The organism is Pseudomonas sp. HMWF032, from assembly GCF_003060885.1.
Lineage (GTDB): Bacteria > Pseudomonadota > Gammaproteobacteria > Pseudomonadales > Pseudomonadaceae > Aquipseudomonas.
Genome location: NZ_QAIG01000013.1, coordinates 550,759 through 569,371, shown reverse-complemented (window position 1 = coordinate 569,371; position 18,613 = coordinate 550,759). Strand labels below are relative to the sequence as shown.

Genomic DNA, 18,613 nt, shown 5'->3' with positions numbered 1-18,613 from the left:
GTCGAACAGGTTGTTCAACTCCAGGCCCATACGCACATCCGCCTGCACCTGCCAGCCGACAGTGGCATCGACCACGGTGTAGCTCGGCAGCGTCACGCTGTTCGCCGTGTCGGCGTAGCGCGCATCGACATAACGTGCGCCGAGCCCGGCATCCACCTGCTCGCTCAGCGCCTTGCTCAGCCACAGGTTGGCGGTGCGCCGTGGCACGTTGGTCGGCCGATTACCACTGCGGTCACCACCGGCTTCACGGAAGTCGTCGTACTCGGCACGCACCCACGCGGCGTTGGCCGAGACCTGCCAACCCTGGCCCAGCGCCAGCTCCAGGGTGGCTTCCAGGCCGTCGGAAGACTGCTGGCCGATCTGTTCGGTCGGCGCGGTCGGGGTGGCGCGGCTGAGCAGCTTCTCCTTGACGATGTGGTAAGCGGCCAACGTCCATTCGCCCTGGCCATTCCAGAACGCCTGCTTAAGGCCGATTTCGGTCTGCTTGGCCTCGCTGAGGTCGAACTGCTGCTGCGTCGGATTGAGCGTCAGCAGGTTGCTCACGCCTTCGGTGCTGGTGGCGTACTGGCCGTACAGCGACAGCTCGGGCGTGACCTCGAAGACCAACCCGGCACGCCAGTTGTCGCCCGTCAGGCTGCGGTCGGCGCTGCTGTCGTTCAGCAGGTTGTCGCGCTGGATATGCAGCTGATCGCGGCGCACACCGCTGACCAGCGACAGGCGTTCGGTCAGCTGAGTGCGGTTCTCGGCGAACAGCGAGAACTGCCGCGCCAGGTTGCGTTCGCGCGGCCCATACCCCAGCGGATCGGTGCTCTGGTACTGACCGCCACCGCTGCCGGCGAGCGGCACGCTGTCCGTGAAGCTGCTGGCAAAGTCGTGCTGGCGGGCGAAGTGGATGCGGTTGTAATCCACGCCCACCACGCTGCGGCTATCCAAGCCGAACAGGGCGTGCTCCAGGGTGAAGGTCTGGCGGTCGCCGACCTGCTCCTGGGTGTGCTTGATCTCGTAGAAATCGCTGCGCTTGACCTGATCACCCGGCTGCCAGCGATAGGACTCGGCATTACGCCAGTAGCGCTGGGTCTTGATGTAGTAGAGCTGGTTGCTGGCGCTCAGGGCATCGTTGATGCGCCAGTCACTGACCAGTCGGGTGATCTGGTCGTTGTAGCGAACCTCGGCGTTATCAACGTTGTAATTACGCTCGCGCAGGCGCTCGCGGTACTGGCCGGCGACCAGCGGCGTGCCCAGGTAGCGCTGCGGGTCCTGATCGCCGTGATCATGAGACAGGGTAAAGCTCAACGCATCGCTGGCATCCCAACGCAAGGCGGCGCTCAGCGCCTGGCTCTGCGACTCACCGTCATCGACCCAACCGTTGCTGGCCAGCTGATTGAGGTTGAGGCGGTAGCTCAGTGCATCGCTCAGCGAGCCGCCGCTGTCCAGCGCAGCCTGGCGGCGGTCGTCGCTGCCGTAGCCGAGGCGCAGCTGGTTGCTGATGGCGCCGCTGAACGGCTTTTTCGGCACCACGTTGATCACCGCGCCGGTCGCGCCTTCACCGTAGAGCACCGAGGCCGGGCCGCGTAGCACATCAACGCGCGCCACCGACCAGGTGTCGACCGGGAAGGTCACGGTGCCGGCCCCGACATACTGACGGGTGCCGTCATACAGCTGCATGGTCGCACTGTGCCCGGTAAAGCCACGCGCCGACAGCGCGGTGCCGCCATTGCCAGGGCTGCCGATGCTGCTGATGCCAGGGGTGCGGGTGACCGCGTCCTGCACGCTGAGGTTGTTACGCCCGCGCACCTGCGCGCCGCTCAGGCTGCTGGTGCTGGCCGGGGTTTGCAGGGCGCTCAGGCCCAGGCGCGAACCGCTGCTGGTGGGCGTATGCAGATCGCTTTCGCCCTCCGCAGCAGCCTTGGCCTGAACGGTCGTGGCCGGCAAATTGACCGGGGGCTCGCCCGCCACAGCCGTACCGGCCAGGCACAGGGCAAGGGAAACAGAGAGTTGAGACAGGGGATAGCGCGCCATGATGCTTCCATCGCAAAAGGGATAGGCACGGCAATCCCGATGGAAACGCGCAACAGCAAAACACGGGCGCACAGGCACCCACGATCGGCGTCAACGCCCGCCCACCGCGGGTTGCCAAACAGTTGGGAGTTGCCGCTGCATCACGGGCAGCGCACAACATCCCTAAGAACCTATTCAGGCTCTTAGAATCAGGCCGGTCTCCGGGCTTACGAGGGTCATGAAGCCATCGCCTTCCCATGCAGAAACTGCACAGTGGCATCGTGATGACGTCGCTCGCTTACCGTTGCGGGGGCAGCGTCGGACTGGCCCAAAGGGCGCACCGACTTCCCGTTTAACCTCACGCACGGCGGCGTGAGACACCTGAAACGGCGCGGATATGACCATTCAGGCCAATCCGCGTCAAGTTTTTAGCTGTTGCCGAATGGCTCTACAGCGGTCTTCTCAGCCTTGATCAATGCGCAGCTCGGGCACGGCGCGACCAGCCACCAGGCGCTCATCGACCAGACGGATCAGCTCGGCTTCATCACGCACGCGAAACCACTCACCGGCCGGATAGAGGCTGGCGGTCGGACCCAGATCACAGGGGAACTGACACTGCGTACGGGTGATATGCACACCACCCTCGCACTCCAGTTTGCCGGCGGCCTTGAGCCGCTGACGCAGGGTTTTCCACAGGTCCAGCGCGCCACGCCGGGTGCAGCGCGGACCGTTGCACAGCAGCAGGCGCTGCGCGTGCGGCGGAATCTGCGACCAGGCGTGATGCCCCGGCACGGCGGCCACCCCCACACAGGGCAGGTGCAGCTCGGGGCGCTCGATCAGCGCGCAGGCAGCCTCCACCGGCAGGCCTTCAGCCTGGCCAATGGCGCTGGCGACAAACAGCTGCTCAGGGTTGGCCTGCTGGCACAGTTCGCTGCGCAGCCAATCGAGGTGCGGGCTGCTGCTCTGCGGCTCCAGGTCGATCACCAGCAACGGCCGCTCAGCCTCGGCCACGCGCTGCCAAAGCGGCGCATAGCCCGCGCTGGTATCGACGATATCGGCCAGCGCCGCTTCCCCGCGTAGCTCAACCAGACGGCGGCGCAGCAGCTCGGCAAACGAGCCCTCGGCCAGGTCGGGGCCGACAAACAGAATGCGGGCGTAAGGGGAAACGGGCGTGGTCATGGCGGCCTCCAAAGCGGGGCGGCAGTCTAACAGGCGCTGTTTTCCGTTGGGCAACCCAGCCGCCCCGTAGGGTGGGTTAGGCGCATAGAACAGGTCGTGAGCCAGCTGCATTGCCCGATGCGCCGAAACCCACCGTGGCAGACTCAGCCGCTATTCGATGGGTGACGCGCTGCGCAGGACTCAGTGGCTGTCCGCCTGACCGTCGATTGGCAGCGCTAACCCATCCTACGACAGCGCCTCGGCCAGCGCTTCAAGGCTGACAAACTCGCGATCCACCGCTGGCAACTCGGGCCGACGCAGCAGCAATACCGGCAAACCCAACTCCCGCGCCACCTGCAGTTTCGGCTCGGTGGACTGGCTGCCGCTATTCTTGCTGATCAGCACATCGGTGCCTAAACGAGCAAATAACGCACGCTCCTCATCCAGCGCAAACGGCGCGCGCGCGCCGATAATCTCCGCACGCGGCACGCCTTGCTGGGCCGTCAGGCAGCGCACGGTCCAGTGCTGATGCGGGGGTATCTCGTGCAGGTGTTCCAGCGGCTCGCGGCCGAGGGTAAATAGCGGACGGCGGAAATCCTTCAGGGCTTCGATCAAACCGGCCCAGTTATCCACTTCACGCCAGTCATCACCCTCGCCGGCCTGCCAGCCGGGGCGGCGCAGCGCCCAGCAGGCAATCCCGCTCAGCTCGGCGGCGCGGGCGGCATTGGCGCTGATCTGCGCGGCATAGGGGTGGGTCAGGTCGAGCAGCAGTTCGATGCCCCGCTGGCGGATAAACGCCGCCAATCCTTCCGCCCCGCCAAAGCCGCCAACACGCACCTGACAGGGCAAATCATCCGGCACCCGGCCCAGCCCGGCCAGGCTGTAGATGCTTTCAGGGCCAAGGCGGCGCGCCAGACGCAAGGCCTCGGTGGTGCCGCCGAGCAGCAAGATGCGCGGACTCACGGCTTGCGCACCACCAGCAGGGTGATCGGCAAGGCGCTGCGCCAGGTGTCGAAGCCGCCCAGCGGCTGCGCCTGGGCCACGCTGATGCGCGTCAGCTCGCCGCCCACCTGCTCGCGCCAGGCCACCAGCGCCGCTTCGCTTTGCAGGGTCACGGCATTGGCCAGCAAACGCCCGCCCGGCTTGAGGCTGGCCCAGCACTGCTCGAGCACGCCAGGGATGGTCACCCCGCCACCAATAAAGATCGCATCCGGCGCGGCCAATCCGGCCAAGGCTTCGGGCGCGCGGCCGGCCACCAATTGCAAGCTGGGCACGCCGAGGGCATCGCGGTTGTGCTGGATATGCGCCTGACGACCGGCATCAGCCTCGATGGCCAGCGCCCGGCAGCTGGGGTGCGCGCGCATCCACTCAATGCCGATGGAGCCGCAGCCGGCGCCGACATCCCAGAGCAGCTCACCGGGTTGCGGCGCCAGGCGCGCCAGGGTGATAGCGCGCACATCGCGTTTGGTCAGCTGGCCGTCGTGCTGATAAGCATCGTCCGGCAAACCTGGCGTGAGCGGCAGCAAACGCGCACAGGCGCCCGCCACACAGTCGATTGCCAGCAGATTGAGGTCAGCGACGTGCGGCGCGGTCCAATCACTGGCCAGGCCGTCGATGCGACGCTCCTGATCGCCGCCCAGATGCTCCAGCACGGTCAGCCGGCTGGGGCCAAAACCGCGTTCACGCAGCAACTCGGCCACCGCCGCCGGGCTGTCGCCGTCATTGCTCAACAGCAGCAGCCGCGCGCCGGGGAAAATCTGCGCCTGCAGCGCCGCCAACGGCCGCGCCACCAGCGACAGCACCGTCACGTCCTGCAGTGGCCAACCCAGGCGAGCAGCAGCCAGTGAGACGGATGAGGGCGCAGAGAACACCCGCAATTCATCCGCCGGCAGCTGCCGCGCCAGGCTCGCACCCACGCCATAGAACAGTGGGTCACCGCTGGCCAGCACGCACACCGGCATCCCGCGCCGCGCCATTACCGGCTCCAGGCTAAAGGGGCTGGGCCAGCGCTCGTGCTGCCCTGGCAGATCGCTGGGCAGCAGCGCCAGCTGGCGTGGGCTGCCGACAATCCACTGCGCCTCGCCCAGCGCCTGGCGCGCTGCCTCACCCAGCCCGGCGTAACCGTCTTCACCAATGCCCACCAGGGTTAACCAGGCCGTCATACCCACTCCTCTGCCCCCGCCCGACAAGCTAGGGTGTCAGCGCATCAAACAAAGCGGGCATAATACAGCCTTCGTCGGTGCCCACCGCCATGGTGCGAGGGGCCTAAGAGGGAATCCGGAACGATCCGCTGATCGTGACCGAGCTGCCCCCGCAACTGTAAACAGCGAGTCTGCCGCCACTGCGCCACTGGGAAACTGGGAAGGCCGCGCCAGATGATGACCTGTCAGCCAGGAGACCTGCCGACGACGCGAGTCGCGAGTGCCAACATCGGGCGGGGTGTACCGATGCCATGAAATCCCCTGTGGGCGGATTTCGCTGGTTCGGTCGCCGCGTCGTAGAACCTGTTTTCGATCTAGCGAGCTAGAGACCTACAAGGCAAAAACAGGCGAGGAAGCGGAATGTACGAGCTGTACATGAGCATTCCGAGCCTGGTTTTAACGCAGTAGGGCCGACGCGCAGCAGATCGTAGACAGGTTCGTTGTTGCTGGTGAACTTGTTGCGCGACCTTGCCACCACTGTCGAGATACCGGCCCCACGCCCCGATAAACCGGGATCGGCGTGCCCCGGCCTGCTGCGTATCGTTCCGGCGCTGGACGGCGGCATCTGCCGGGTCAAGCTGGCCGGCGGCGTACTCAGCAGCCAACAGGCACGCGCCATCGCCGAAGCCGCCGAGCGCTGCGCCAGCGGTGTGCTGGAGCTGACCAACCGCAGCAATCTGCAGATTCGTGGCGTATTGCCCGGCCAGCAAGCCGAGCTGATCGAGCGCCTGCTGGCTGCCGGCCTCGGCCCGAGCAACCCGGCCGCCGACGATGTGCGCAATCTGCTACTCAGCCCTGCCGCCGGCATCGATCCGCAGGCCTTGCTCGACACCCGCCCGCTGGCCGCCGCGCTGCTTGAGCTGCTGCAAACCACCCCGGCGCTGCATGGGCTATCGGCCAAGTTCGCTATTCAGCTGGACGGCGGCGAAGCCCTGGCCATGCTCAAACACCCCCACGATATCTGGCTAAGCGCCCTGCCCGGTAAGTCAGCTCGCTTGGCCTTTGGCCTGGCGGGTTGCCCAGGTGATCAGCCGCTGGGCGTGGTCAACGTTGAGCAAGCCGTGCCGTTGGTGGAACAGCTGCTCAGGCTGTTCCTCGATCTGGCTGGCAGCGAACACAGCCGGATGCGCCAGCTGCTCAGCGTGATTCCAGCCAACCAGCTGCTTCAGCAGCTGCAAAAGCGCCTGCCCTTTGCCATCCAAGTGCCACCGACCGACTGGCAACGCAAACCAGTCAGCCCGCGCGCGCCGATGGGCATTTATCCACAGCAGCAAGCGGACCTGCGCCTGGTCGCCGCCGCCTCGCGCCTGGGCCGGATCGACGGCGCACAACTCAAAATCCTGGCCGATCTGGCCGAGCACTGCGGCGATGCCAGCCTGCGCCTGACGCCCTGGCAGGGTCTGTTGCTGCCGAATATCCCCGAGCACTCGGCAGACAACCTGCTGCACACACTGGCCGAACTCGGCCTGCTGATCGATGCGCAGGAACCACTTAGCAATCTGATCGCCTGCACCGGCTCAGCCGCCTGCGGCAAAGGCCTGAGCGACAGCAAGGCCGATGCCCTGCGCCTGGCCGAACGCCTGCGCGCCAGCACAGCGCGGCCGCAGGTGCATCTCAGTGCCTGCCCACGCTCCTGCGCCGCCGCGCACACCGCGCCCTTTACCTTGCTGGCCAGCAGCGCCGGGCATTACCAGCTTTATCAACGCACGCCTGAAGCGGCCGGTTTCGGTCAGCTGCTGGCCAGCGCCATGACTATTGACGAGGCCGGCGACTGGTTCGCCGCCCACTGCGCAACAGGAAACAGTGATGCTTGAGTACATCCGCGACGGCCAGGAAATCTACCGCCAGTCCTTCGCCACCATCCGCGCCGAGGCTGATCTCAGCGCTATTCCGGCCGATCTGGAAAAGCTCGCGGTGCGGGTTATCCACGCCTGCGGCATGGTCGATGTGGTGCAAGACCTGCGCTTCTCCCCCGGCGCAGGCGCTGCCGGCCGCGCCGCGCTGGCCAAGGGGGCGGCGATTCTCTGCGATGCGCGGATGGTCGCCGAAGGCATCACCCGCTCACGCCTGTCTGCCGCCAATCCGGTGATCTGCACGCTGCATGAGGCCGATGTTCCGTCCCTCGCCCGCGAGCTGGGCAACACCCGCTCGGCAGCGGCACTTGAGCACTGGCGCGAGCACCTGGAAGGCAGCGTGGTGGTGATCGGCAACGCCCCCACCGCGCTGTTCTACCTACTGGAAATGCTCGACGCCGGCGCACCGAAACCGGCGCTGATCATCGGCATGCCGGTGGGCTTTATCGGCGCCGCCGAATCCAAGGACGCCCTGGCTGCCGACAGCCGTGGCGTGCCCTATGTGATCGTGCGCGGCCGGCGCGGCGGTAGCGCCATGGCGGTGGCGGCGGTCAACGCCCTGGCCACGGAGGTGGAATGATGACGCTACAAAAAGGCCGCCTGCTGGGGCTCGGCGTCGGCCCCGGCGACCCCGAGCTGATCACCCTCAAGGCCCTGCGCCTGCTGCAATCGGCGGCGGTGGTTGGCTACTTCGTGGCCAAGGCTAAAGCCAACAAAGGCCAGGGCGGCAATGCCTTCGGCATCATCGAGCAGCACCTGACGGACGCCCAGCAGCGCCTGCCGCTGGTCTACCCGGTGACCACGGAAAAACTCGCCGCACCGCTCAGCTATGAAGATGTGATCAGCGACTTCTACGACACCTGCGCGGTGCAGATCGCCGCCCGACTCGACGCCGGCCAGGATGTGGCGGTGATCTGCGAAGGCGACCCGTTTTTCTACGGCTCCTACATGTACCTGCACGACCGTTTGGCCGGCCAGTACGACGTCGAAGTGGTGCCCGGCGTGTGCTCCATGCTCGGTTGCGCCTCGGTGCTCGGCACCCCGCTGGTGTACCGCAACCAATCGTTAAACGTGCTCTCCGGCGTGCTCCCCGAAGACGAACTCAAGCAGCGCCTGCACAGCGCCGAAGCCGCCGTGATCATGAAGCTCGGGCGCAATTTCGAGAAAGTCCGCCGTGTGCTGCAGGAGCTGGGCATCGACCAGCGCGCGCATTACGTCGAGCGCGCGACCATGGGCAACCAGCGCATCGTGCCGCTGGACGAAGTGGAGCCGATGTCCTCGCCCTACTTCTCGATGATCGTCATCCCCGGCGAGAAATGGCGCGGTTAGCAAACTGCAAACAACCCGTGGGAGGGGCTTTAGCCGCGACATGCTGTGGCCATTGCGGCTAAAGCGGATCGCCCCCCGACCACGCCCACAAAAGCGCCATCGCACAGCCCACTCACCGTAGCCTGGAACACCTTATGACCGCCGCTCCCGCCATCATCATCCTCGGCCCCTCTGCTCTGCCCTGCGCGCGGCGCATCCAGGCGCGGTATCCGCAGGCTGAGATCCACGGCCAGGGCAGCCGAGTGACAGACGTTGAGCGCACCTATGAGGATTTCGGCGATAACCTGCGTGCGCTCTACCGCACCGGCACGCCGCTGATCGTGCTGTGCGCCGCCGGCATCGTGATTCGCAGTTTGGCCGCCGTGCTCGGCGAGAAAGACCGCGAGCCGCCGGTGCTGGCCGTGGCCGAAGATGGCAGCGCCGTGGTGCCGCTGCTTGGCGGCTTGGGCGGGGTCAACCGCATGGCGCGTGAGTTGGCCGCGCACCTGCAGGTCAGCGCGGCGATCACCACCAGCGGCGAACTGCGTTTTGGCACCTGCCTGCTCGAGCCGCCCGCTGGCTATGTGTTGGCCGATCTTGAGCAAGGCAAAGGCTTTGTCAGCGACCTGCTCGGCGGCCAGGCCGTGCGTATCGAAGGTGACGCGCCCTGGCTGATCCAGGCCAAGCTGCCGGTGACTGACGACGCCGCACGGGTGATCCATATCAGCCCACACAGTCGAGCGGCGAATGCCGATGAACTGCTGATCCACCCGCAGCAGGTCGCCGTATGGATCGACCGCGCCAGCGCCGACTTACTCAGCGAACTGCAACAGGCGCTACAAGCCAGCAACCTGGCCGCGCAAAGCCTGGCCTGTCTGCTGGCCGCACCAGAGTTGATGGCCAACGCCGGCCTGCACGCCGCCGCCGCACAGCTCAACTTGCCGCTGCGTTTTATCGACGACGCGCAGCAACTGCCGCCGCTGCACAGTCAGCACGCCAACCTGCGCCTGCTGCTGGCCGCAGCACCCATCGATGCCAGCCAACTCGGCCGCCCCCGTGGCCGCCTGACGGTGATCGGCCTCGGCCCCGGCGCCGCCGAATTTATGGTGCCCGCTGCGCGCCAGGCGCTGGATGAGGCGCAGGACCTGCTCGGCTACGAAACCTATATCAAGATGGCCGGCCCACTGCGCCCGGAGCAGGTGCGCCACTGCACCGATAACCGCGAAGAAATGCAGCGCGCCCGCCATGCCTTTGCACTGGCCGCCAGCGGTCGGCGCGTGGTGGTGGTGTCGTCCGGTGACCCCGGCGTGTTCGCCATGGCCGCCGCCGTGCTGGAAGCCCTGCATGAATCGACCGACGCCGAATGGCAGCGGGTCGACTTGCAGGTGTTCCCCGGCGTTTCCGCTGCGCTGGCCACCGCCGCCAAAGCCGGCGCGCCGCTGGGCCACGACTTCTGCCTGATCTCCCTGTCGGACAACCTCAAGCCCTGGGCGATTATCGAAAAACGCCTGGCCCACGCCGCCGCCGCCGACCTGGTGATGGCCTTCTACAACCCCATCTCCAAAGCCCGCCCCTGGCAGCTCGGCAGCGCGCTGGATATCGTCCGCCAGCAACGCACACCAGACACCCTGGTGGTCCTCGGCCGCGACATCGGCCGCCCCGGCGAAACCCTGCGCACCCTCACCCTGGGCGAACTGACGCCAGAGATGGTTGATATGCGCACCCTGGTGATTATCGGCTCCAGCCAAACCTGCCGCTTCCCCCGTGCCGAGGGTGGGGAGTGGGTGTATACGCCGCGCAGCTACCCACAGACGTAACAAACGTAGGACGGGTTGAGCGTGCGATACCCATCAGGGTTTTTACGGTTCATAAATGATGGGCTTGCAGCAGCATGGGTATCGCTGCGCTCAACCCATCCTACGAGATTCAAGCGCTGGGCGGAAAACGCCCAGCAGCCGCCTGACAGCGGTAAATAAATCTGTGCCACTTTATTCCTTGTCCCACTTTGTTCTTCTCTGTACCACCCAACCCCCGCCTAGCTGTCCCTGTGCTCCTGTACCCTTTGCTGCGAGCATACCGGCACTGAACTAATCCTATGAGTCGGACCATGAAGTACCTTCCTGACGAGTTTCCCGAATTCTGCCTGCCCCGCTGCACGCTGCGGCGGATTCAGCGCCGTGACGTCAATGCGATTTTCACTGGGCTATCCCATCCGCAGGTGATTGCCCACTACGGAGTGTCTTACGACAGCCTCGAAGCGACAGACGAGCAGATGCGTTGGTACGACGCGTTGCTGGAAGAGCGCCGGGGCATCTGGTGGGGCATCGCCTTGCCGGGGAGAGATGAGCTAGTGGGCGCCTGTGGCTTCAATGAAGGTTCCTACACCGACCGCTGCCTGGACATCGGCTACTGGCTGATGCCGGAGTACTGGGGGCGGGGGCTGATGCAAGACTGCCTGCCCACCATCCTGCGCTTTGCCTTGGGCACCCTCGACGTGCACCGCATCCACGCCGATGTCGAGCCAGAAAACCCCGCCAGCGGCCGCTTGCTGGAGCGGCTTGGCTTTGTACTTGAGGGAACTCTGCGGGATGTGGAGTACAAAAACGGACGTTTCCTCAGCCTGCACCAATACAGCCTGCTGGCCACCGATCCGGCGGCGCGCACGTTGCTGGCGGACGACACACCGACCCTGCGCCCGGCCCGTGGAGAGGACGCACCAGCGCTCAGCAAGTAGCTTGGAGATCTGCTGGTGGGCAACGCTTTGCTTACCCATCAAGTGCCCGCCATTACCCCTTACGCAATAACTAGCTATCCATAATCCATCCATGCTGCTCACGCAGCTCCGCAGGCGGCTGCGGATAATCTCGGCGACCTCGCTTAGCGGCCCGGCGACCAGAACGTAGGATGGGTTGAGCCGCACCCGCGTTGGGGGGCTGACAGCGCAAAGTTGAGGCGCTATACCATTACGCTGAACGAGTTCACGTGACTAACAGGGAGTATCGATGCATGAGTGGCGTTATTAAATACAGTGCTGGTCTTGCCATCGCCGCGTCTTTCATGGGCTTGGCTGGCTGCGCCGGCGATAACGCGGTGGGGGGTGCAGCCCTTGCTGCCTCCATGATGGGTGCCGATGTCGGGATGTTAGCGCCAGTTGCCGAGATGGCGGCGGGAGCCTATGTAGCCTCTGCGGTTATGGGCCCCGATGGAGAAACGATCGCTCCAGCTTCAGCCGCAGCATCAAGCCCTGCGCCCACCGTAGCATCCTCATCGCCCTCTGCTTTGGCCATGACCGGAACCAAGACGCTGCCTCTGGAGACACCTGAGCGCTATCGCCACAAGTCATGCGAGTACATTGAAGTGTCGCTTACAGATGCTCATGCCTATGAGACAAGCGGGGATCCCGTTTGGAAGCAGGTCGGAACAACCCGCAAAGCATTAGCCAACCAGGCATGGTTTGACAAAGGCTGCCAGCGCGCCAATTTACCATGGGGCAAAATTGGCTTGAGTATTCATACCGTCGACCCGCAGCTGGCGCAGCTTAGATCCTATCCAACAAGTGGAGTAGTGGTTGTCTCCGCTCTGCCAGGCAGTCCAGCCCAGCAAGCGGGAATGTTGCCCTGGGACATCGTGATTGCTGTCGGCGACCAGCCTGTTGCCGACTCCGAGGATTTCCGGATTCAAGTCGGCAAGGTGGCTATTGGTTCATCTATCACGCTGAAGACATGGCGTGCAGGAACCTATTCGAACATACCGGTTGTGGTAACAGCGGGAGATACGCAGAAAGCCACAAAATAATTGACTCGCTCTGCAGGATGGACACTTGCTTGTCCACCCTGAACCTCAAGCCCTCGCCTTTTCCAGTTTGCGCAGCAAATAACTATCCATAATCCACCCGTGCTGTTCGCGCAGTTCGGCGCGGCGGGTGCGGATGGTGTCGGCGACCTCACTCAGCGGGCCGGCGATCAGCACTTCGTCCGGAGTGCCTATATAGGCACCCCAGTAGATGTGCATGGCTTGCTCGACAAAGCGTTGGTAGGTGTCCTGGGCGTCGAGCATCACCAGCACGCTGTCCAGCCCATCCGGAAAGCCGTCTTCGGCCAGGCGGCGCGCCGGGGTGATCTGGAAGGCCTGGCCGATGCTGTTGAAGCAGACCTTATGCTTGGCCGCCAGGGCTTGCAGGCTGGTGATGCCGGGGATCACTTCGTACGCAATCTGCTCGCTGCTGTTGGCCACGATCTGTTCGACGATGCGCAGGGTGCTGTCGTACAGCGCCGGGTCGCCCCAGACCAGAAAGGCGCCGGTTTCGCCATCGCGCATCTGCTCGCGGATCATGCCTTCGAACACCTGCTGCTTGTCCTGATTCAGGTCGACCACGCTGCCGCGATAGTCCGGCACATCGCGCACCCGCTCCGGGCAATCGGCGCTGACAAAGCGGTAATCGCGGCCCTGGATAAAGCGCTCGCAGATGGTCTTGCGCAGGCCGATCAAGCTGTCTTTGGCGCTGCCCTTGTCCATCAGGAAGAACACGTCCGTGCGGTTAAGGGCGTTGATCGCCTGCACGGTCAGGTAGTCCGGGTCGCCGGCACCGATGCCGATGATCAACAGGGTTTTCATAAAGCGGTCTCCAGGCTGCCGGCTAACAGCGGCAGCGAATCAATATGGCGGTAGTCGGCGCCCAGCTCAGTGGCCAATTGGCGCGCTCGGCCGAGGCGGATCGGCGCACTTTCGATATCCACCAGCAGCGCCGGGCAAGCGCTCGGCGCTAACGCCGGCCAATCGCGCAAGCGGCCATCGGTGATGATCAACACACGCTGACGCTCGCCCGGGTGCAACCGCTGACGCCGCGCCTGCCAGTCAGCGCCCTGCTGCAACGCATCAAATAGCGGCGTGCCGCCGCCCGCGCCCAACTCGGCCAACCACTGCTGCAAGGCCTGGGAAGCTTTCTGCCCTTGCCATAGCCATTGCGCCTGACGGCCGGTGGCGTGCAATAAAGCCAGCCGCGCGCGTTGCCGACGGGCCTGCTCGAACACCTCACTGAGCAGGCCTTTGGCTTTGCTCAGCGCGCCATGCCGGCGGGTCGAGGCCGAGGCGTCGACTATTACCAACCAAAGTTCGCCGGGCTTGGCGCTGCGCGGGCGCAGCACGAGATCATGCCGAGTGCGCGGGCGGCCTTTAAGCAGGCTCGCCGGCCAGTCGATACGCCCCGCCGCGCCATTGCGACTGGCACCGTTGCGACCATTGCCGAGTGTGCCGGGAGCGGCCCGGGCATCCGCGCCTGGGGCTGTGCGCGGGCGGATGCCTAGGGCTTTTTTGACCAGCGCGGCGGTTCACGCCGGACGCCGAGGCTCTGCGCCTGGGCGGGTAATTCGCCCCATTGCCCTTCGCCTTGCGGCGCTTGTGGCTGCTCACTGGCGGCGCTGTGGTCGGGTTGCGCTTGCGACTGCGGCGGTTGTGCAGCAGACGGCGGATTATGGCGGCGACGATGACGCAGAACGAAGTCGGCCACCGCGTCGATATCCTCCACTTCAATCCGCTCGACGCCACGCCAGGCGGCATGGGCGCGGGCGGCGCGCAGCCAGACCAAATCGGCGCGCAGACCATCCACCGCTGCTGCGAAACAGCGCTGGCTGATCTGCTCCAGAGCGGCGTCATCCAGCGGAATCGCCGCCAGTCGCACACGGGCACTCTGGCAACGCTCGCGCAGTTCATCCTGCTGCGCTTGCCAGCGCTCAAGAAACGCCTGCGGATCGGCATCGAAGGCCAGGCGGCGGCGAACGATTTCGGCGCGCTGGGCCGGTTGCGGCTGGGCGTCCAGGGCCAGGTTAAGGCCGAAGCGATCGAGCAACTGCGGGCGCAACTCGCCCTCTTCCGCGTTCATGGTGCCGATCAGCACAAAACGCGCGGCATGCCGATGGGAGATGCCGTCGCGCTCGATATGGTTGACCCCGCTGGCGGCGGCATCCAGCAGCAGGTCGACCAGATGATCGGGCAGCAGATTGACCTCATCGACGTACAACACGCCGCCATTGGCCTTGGCCAGCAAGCCCGGAGAAAACTGCGCGCGACCCTCACCCAGGGCGGCGTCGAGATCGAGGGTGCCGACGATGCGCTCCTCACTCGCGCCCAGCGGCAGGGTGACAAAGGTGCCGCTGGCCAGCAGATCGGCCAGGCCACGGGCCAGGGTCGATTTGGCCATGCCGCGTGGGCCTTCGATCAGCACGCCGCCAATGGCCGGATCAATGGCCGCCAGGCACAGCGCGAGTTTCAGGTCATCAGCGGCGACCACGGCAGCGAGGGGGAAGTGGCTATCGGTCATGGCAGGTTCTCTAGGATTCTTCGCTATCAATCAGCAGGTTTTCCAACGCCTCGCGGTACTCGCCGGGATCTTGCCAGAGGCCGCGTTGCTGGGCTTCAAGCAGACGTTCGAGGATGTCCTGCAGGGCGCCGGGGTTGTGCTGCTGGATAAAGTCGCGGGTGTTTTTGTCGAGCAGATAGGCATCGGTGAGCAGTGCGTACTGGTGGTCGTCGACCAGCTCGCTGGTGGCGTCGAAGGCGAACAGGTAGTCGATGGTTGCCGCCAGCTCGAACGCGCCCTTGTAGCCGTGGCGCTTCATGCCGTCGATCCACTTGGGATTGGCCGCACGGGCGCGTACCACGCGGTTGAGCTCTTCCTTCAGGGTGCGGATGCGCGGCGTGTCCGGCTGACTGTTGTCGCCGTGATAACTCGCCACCTTGGCCCCGCGCAGGGTTTCCACGGCCGCGAGCATGCCGCCCTGGAACTGGTAGTAGTCGTTGGAGTCGAGAATGTCGTGCTCGCGGTTGTCCTGGTTGTGCAGCACCGCCTGCATCTGCTCCAGGCGCTCGGCGAACTGCGCGCGCGCCGGGGTGCCTTCGCTGTGGCTGCCGTAGGCGTAGCCGCCCCAATTCAGGTAGACCTCGGCGAGGTCCTCGCGGGTTTGCCACAGGCGTTCTTCGATGGCGTTCTGCACGCCCGCGCCATAGGCCCCCGGCTTGGAGCCGAACACCCGCCAGCCCGCCTGTTTGCGCGCCTCGTGTTCGTCCAGGCCCCTGTCCTGCAGGGTCAGGGATTCGCGCCAGACCCGCGCCGACAGCGGGTTCATGTCTTCCGGCTCATCGAGATCCACCACCGCCTGCACCGCGTCATCGAACAGACGAATCAGGTTGCTAAAGGCATCGCGGAAGAAGCCGGACACGCGCAGGGTCACGTCCACCCGTGGGCGGCCGAGTTGCGCCAGCGGCAGCACCTCGAAACGCTCGACGCGCTGGCTGCCGGCCTGCCACAGCGGACGCACGCCGAGTAGGGCCAGGGCCTGGGCCATATCGTCGCCGCCGGTGCGCATGGTCGCCGTGCCCCACATCGACAGGCCGAGCTGACGCAGGTGGTCGCCGTGGTCCTGCAGATGCCGCTCCAGCAGCCGATCCGCCGCCTGCACGCCGATACGCCAGGCGGTCGGCGTGGGCAGGTTGCGCACATCGACGCTGTAGAAATTGCGCCCGGTGGGCAGTACATCCAGACGGCCACGACTCGGCGCGCCACTTGGCCCGGCCGGGACAAAACGCCCACTTAGCGCCGCGAGCAGGCCGTACATTTCGGCCGGGCCGCAGGCGTCCAGCAGTGGCGCGATCTGCTCATGCAAACGCTGCAGTACCTGGCTACTTTCCATACCAACGGATTCGAAACCCGCTGTATCGATCAGACGCAGCGCCAGCAGCTCAAGGCGTTCGCGGGTATCGCCGGCACTGCGCCAGGCATCACTGCTCAGCTCTGCCAGCACGGCCGGGCGCGGCCCCTGCCAAGGTGCAGCCATGTCGCAGTCGAGCGGATCGAAGCCCAGCGCCAGATCGCGGGCCAGAGCCCGCAGCAGGCTGGCATTACCGCCCTGGCCGTCGCCACGGGGAATGCGCAGCAGCGCCAGCAGGGTGTCGCGGCGCAGGGTGCCGGCCGGTGACTCGCCGAATACATGCAGGCCATCGCGGATCTGCGATTCCTTTAAATCGCACAGGTAGGCGTCGATCTGCGGCAGCCAGCTGTTGGGATCTTCATTCAGTTGCAGGCCCAGCTCGCGGTCGAGGCTGGCCTCGCGCACCTTGAGCAGAATCTCGCCGCGCAATTCGGCGGCGCGACGCAGGTCGAGTTGGCTGGCTTCGTAGTACTCGTCGGCCAGGCGCTCCAGATCGCGCAGCGGGCCGTAGCTTTCCGCGCGAGTCAGCGGCGGCATCAGGTGATCGATGATCACCGCCTGAGTACGGCGCTTGGCCTGGGCGCCCTCGCCCGGATCGTTGACGATAAAGGGGTAGATATTCGGCAATGGACCGAGAATCGCGCTCGGCCAGCACTGCTCGGACAGGCCGACGCTCTTGCCCGGTAGCCATTCCAGATTGCCGTGCTTGCCGACGTGGATCACCGCGTCACACGCAAAGGCGCGGCGCAGCCAGCAGTAGAACGCCAGGTAGCCGTGCGGCGGCACCAGGTCAGGATCGTGATACACCGCCGCCGCGTCCAGCTGATAACCGCGCGCCGGCTGGATGCCGACAAAGGTCAAACCAAAACGCAGGCCGGCGATCATCAGCCGACCGCTGCGGAACATCGGGTCCTGCTGCGGCTCGCCCCAACGCTCGCGCACCGCCTGCTGGTTGGCTTGCGGCAGGCTGTGGAAGAACGCCAGGTACTCATCCAACGCCAGGCTCTGGGCGCAGGGCCGCGCATCGAGGCTGTCCAGATCATTGGTCACGCCGCCGAGCAGCTGGTGGATCAATGCGGTGCCGCTGTCGGGCAAGCCTTCCACTGGATAGCCCTGCTGTTCGAGGGCGCGGAGGATATTCAGCGCCGCCGCCGGGGTATCCAGGCCGACGCCATTGCCGATGCACCCATCGCGGGTCGGGTAGTTGGCCAGCACCAGGGCGATGCGCTTGTCGGCGTTGTGTTTGTGCGCCAGGACGACCCAGTTGCGCGCCAGTTCGGCGACGAAATCCATCCCCGGCAAATGAGGCTGGTAACAGACCACATCGCTCTGGCTGCGCTCGCTACGCCAGGCCAGGCCCTTGAAGCTGATCGGCTGGGTAATCAGCCGGCCGTCCAGCTCGGGCAGCACGATATGCATGGCCAGGTCGCGGGAACCCAGGCCCTGGGTATTGGCCTGCCACTGCTCATGGTTATCCAGCGCGCAAATGGCTTGCAGCACCGGAATATCACGGCGGAAAGGTCGTGCGCTCGGCGCTTCCGGGTTAGACAGGGCGAAGGCGGTGGTGTTGATAATCAGACGGGCATCGGCTTCGTCCAGCCAGTCCTCGACCTGAGCCAGGCAGGCGGCTTCCTTGAGGCTGGCCACGGCAATCGGCAGCGGATTAAGGCCCTGGGCCTGCAAGCGCTGGCAGAACACATCGATAAACCCGGTATTCGCCGCCTGCACCTGGGTGCGGTAGAACAGCAGCGCCGCCACCGGCGCACCGACCTGCCAATGGGCTTGCCAATCGACCAGGCTCGGGGTGCTCAGCTGCGGGTGATACAGGCCCACGCGCGGCAGCGGCTGCGGTTCGCCCCAGGGGTAGTCACGCTGCAACCAGTGGCTGGCGATGCAGTTGAACAGCTGCTGGGCATTGGCCGCACCGCCCTGGCGCAGGAACTGCCAGAGCCGCTCGGCCTCCGCCAGCGGCACGCTACTCAACGCCATCAGTTCTGGATCAGGGTTGTCGCAACCCGGCACCATGATGACCTGCGCGCCGCGCTCGGCCAGTTCGACCAAGCGCTCGATGCCGTAGCGCCAGTAACTGACGCCGCCGTGCACGGAAATCAGAATGACCTTGGCGTGCTGCAACACCTGCTCGACGTAGAAGTCCACCGAGGCGTGATTGCTCAGCTGCGCCGGACTGGCCAGGCGCAGGCTCGGGTAATCCGCCGGCAACTGCCGCGCCACCTCCGCCAACAGCGACAACTGCGAATCGCCGGTGCACAGAATCACCAGCTCGGCCGGGGTCTGGCCGAGGTCGGCAATGCTGTCGACCGGCAGCTGGCTGCCGGGTTGGGTGCGCAATAGATGCATGATCGCTCTTCTTGTGGGTGGGGTCGGGCCTAGT

General features: G+C 65.5%; 14 protein-coding genes and 2 riboswitches. Of the genes, 6 read left to right on the top strand and 8 right to left on the bottom strand.

What is annotated here, in order from left to right; all coding sequences use genetic code 11:
- The 4 genes from DBR00_RS20365 to cbiE form a co-directional block, all read right to left on the bottom strand.
- On the bottom strand, positions 1–2,019 hold a 2,019-nt coding region (locus DBR00_RS20365), incomplete at its 3' end, for a TonB-dependent siderophore receptor (protein WP_256583096.1).
- Positions 2,020–2,192: 173 nt separating this feature from the next.
- A riboswitch (cobalamin riboswitch) is annotated at positions 2,193–2,398 on the bottom strand.
- Positions 2,399–2,460: 62 nt separating this feature from the next.
- Positions 2,461–3,177, bottom strand: coding sequence for a (2Fe-2S) ferredoxin domain-containing protein (locus DBR00_RS20360; RefSeq protein WP_108487980.1), 717 nt, complete (start codon positions 3,175–3,177; stop codon positions 2,461–2,463).
- A gap of 225 nt (positions 3,178–3,402) precedes the next feature.
- Positions 3,403–4,119 (bottom strand): cobalt-precorrin-6A reductase, encoded by a 717-nt coding sequence (locus DBR00_RS20355; protein WP_108487981.1) that lies wholly within the window; start codon positions 4,117–4,119, stop codon positions 3,403–3,405.
- Entirely contained in the window at positions 4,116–5,318 is a 1,203-nt protein-coding gene (gene cbiE / locus DBR00_RS20350) for a precorrin-6y C5,15-methyltransferase (decarboxylating) subunit CbiE (RefSeq protein WP_108487982.1), read from the bottom strand. Before cbiE ends, DBR00_RS20355 begins: the two co-directional genes overlap by 4 nt.
- Positions 5,319–5,376: 58 nt before the next feature.
- Positions 5,377–5,578: riboswitch (cobalamin riboswitch) on the top strand.
- Positions 5,579–5,815: 237 nt separating this feature from the next.
- Between cbiE and cobG the strand changes: the two genes are divergently transcribed.
- The 6 genes from cobG (at position 5,816) to DBR00_RS20320 (ending at position 12,313) form a co-directional block, all read left to right on the top strand.
- Positions 5,816–7,171 carry a precorrin-3B synthase gene (gene cobG / locus DBR00_RS20345; protein WP_108538114.1) on the top strand — a complete coding sequence of 452 codons (1,356 nt, stop codon included), beginning with the start codon at positions 5,816–5,818 and terminating at the stop codon, positions 7,169–7,171.
- Positions 7,164–7,790 carry a precorrin-8X methylmutase gene (locus DBR00_RS20340; RefSeq protein ID WP_108488673.1) on the top strand — a complete coding sequence of 209 codons (627 nt, stop codon included), beginning with the start codon at positions 7,164–7,166 and terminating at the stop codon, positions 7,788–7,790. Before cobG ends, DBR00_RS20340 begins: the two co-directional genes overlap by 8 nt.
- Positions 7,787–8,539 carry a precorrin-2 C(20)-methyltransferase gene (locus DBR00_RS20335; RefSeq protein ID WP_177480037.1) on the top strand — a complete coding sequence of 251 codons (753 nt, stop codon included), beginning with the start codon at positions 7,787–7,789 and terminating at the stop codon, positions 8,537–8,539. Before DBR00_RS20340 ends, DBR00_RS20335 begins: the two co-directional genes overlap by 4 nt.
- 134 nt (positions 8,540–8,673) lie before the next feature.
- Complete coding sequence (cobJ, locus tag DBR00_RS20330; RefSeq protein ID WP_108538108.1) at positions 8,674–10,335, top strand: precorrin-3B C(17)-methyltransferase; 1,662 nt, start codon at positions 8,674–8,676, stop codon at positions 10,333–10,335.
- Between the two features lie 290 nt (positions 10,336–10,625).
- A complete protein-coding gene (locus tag DBR00_RS20325) occupies positions 10,626–11,252 on the top strand; it encodes a GNAT family N-acetyltransferase (protein ID WP_108489268.1) in 627 nt (208 codons plus the stop codon).
- Between the two features lie 272 nt (positions 11,253–11,524).
- Positions 11,525–12,313 carry a PDZ domain-containing protein gene (locus DBR00_RS20320; RefSeq protein ID WP_108489267.1) on the top strand — a complete coding sequence of 263 codons (789 nt, stop codon included), beginning with the start codon at positions 11,525–11,527 and terminating at the stop codon, positions 12,311–12,313.
- A gap of 45 nt (positions 12,314–12,358) precedes the next feature.
- Here the strand turns inward: DBR00_RS20320 and cobF are convergent, their stop codons facing one another.
- The 4 genes from cobF to cobN are packed head-to-tail and all read right to left on the bottom strand — an operon-like array spanning position 12,359 to position 18,579.
- Positions 12,359–13,132 carry a precorrin-6A synthase (deacetylating) gene (gene cobF / locus DBR00_RS20315; protein ID WP_108489266.1) on the bottom strand — a complete coding sequence of 258 codons (774 nt, stop codon included), beginning with the start codon at positions 13,130–13,132 and terminating at the stop codon, positions 12,359–12,361.
- Positions 13,129–13,815: a VWA domain-containing protein gene (locus DBR00_RS20310; protein WP_108489265.1), complete on the bottom strand. Its 687-nt coding sequence runs from the start codon at positions 13,813–13,815 to the stop codon at positions 13,129–13,131. The genes cobF and DBR00_RS20310 overlap by 4 nt, the downstream gene beginning before the upstream one ends.
- Before the next feature lie 2 nt (positions 13,816–13,817).
- Positions 13,818–14,834 carry an ATP-binding protein gene (locus DBR00_RS20305; RefSeq protein ID WP_108489264.1) on the bottom strand — a complete coding sequence of 339 codons (1,017 nt, stop codon included), beginning with the start codon at positions 14,832–14,834 and terminating at the stop codon, positions 13,818–13,820.
- Between the two features lie 10 nt (positions 14,835–14,844).
- Complete coding sequence (gene cobN, locus DBR00_RS20300) at positions 14,845–18,579, bottom strand: cobaltochelatase subunit CobN (RefSeq protein ID WP_108538107.1); 3,735 nt, start codon at positions 18,577–18,579, stop codon at positions 14,845–14,847.
- Positions 18,580–18,613 lie beyond the last annotated feature (34 nt).

What these genes read in the sequence shown, in the direction of transcription:
- DBR00_RS20360 (WP_108487980.1), bottom strand. Translation starts at nt 3,177, where the DNA reads ATGACCACGCCCGTTTCCCCTTACGCCCGCATTCTGTTTGTCGGCCCC.
- cbiE (WP_108487982.1), bottom strand. Translation starts at nt 5,318, where the DNA reads ATGACGGCCTGGTTAACCCTGGTGGGCATTGGTGAAGACGGTTACGCC.
- DBR00_RS20340 (WP_108488673.1), top strand. Translation starts at nt 7,164, where the DNA reads ATGCTTGAGTACATCCGCGACGGCCAGGAAATCTACCGCCAGTCCTTC.
- DBR00_RS20335 (WP_177480037.1), top strand. Translation starts at nt 7,787, where the DNA reads ATGATGACGCTACAAAAAGGCCGCCTGCTGGGGCTCGGCGTCGGCCCC.
- cobJ (WP_108538108.1), top strand. Translation starts at nt 8,674, where the DNA reads ATGACCGCCGCTCCCGCCATCATCATCCTCGGCCCCTCTGCTCTGCCC.
- DBR00_RS20325 (WP_108489268.1), top strand. Translation starts at nt 10,626, where the DNA reads ATGAAGTACCTTCCTGACGAGTTTCCCGAATTCTGCCTGCCCCGCTGC.
- DBR00_RS20320 (WP_108489267.1), top strand. Translation starts at nt 11,525, where the DNA reads ATGAGTGGCGTTATTAAATACAGTGCTGGTCTTGCCATCGCCGCGTCT.
- cobF (WP_108489266.1), bottom strand. Translation starts at nt 13,132, where the DNA reads ATGAAAACCCTGTTGATCATCGGCATCGGTGCCGGCGACCCGGACTAC.
- DBR00_RS20305 (WP_108489264.1), bottom strand. Translation starts at nt 14,834, where the DNA reads ATGACCGATAGCCACTTCCCCCTCGCTGCCGTGGTCGCCGCTGATGAC.
- cobN (WP_108538107.1), bottom strand. Translation starts at nt 18,579, where the DNA reads ATGCATCTATTGCGCACCCAACCCGGCAGCCAGCTGCCGGTCGACAGC.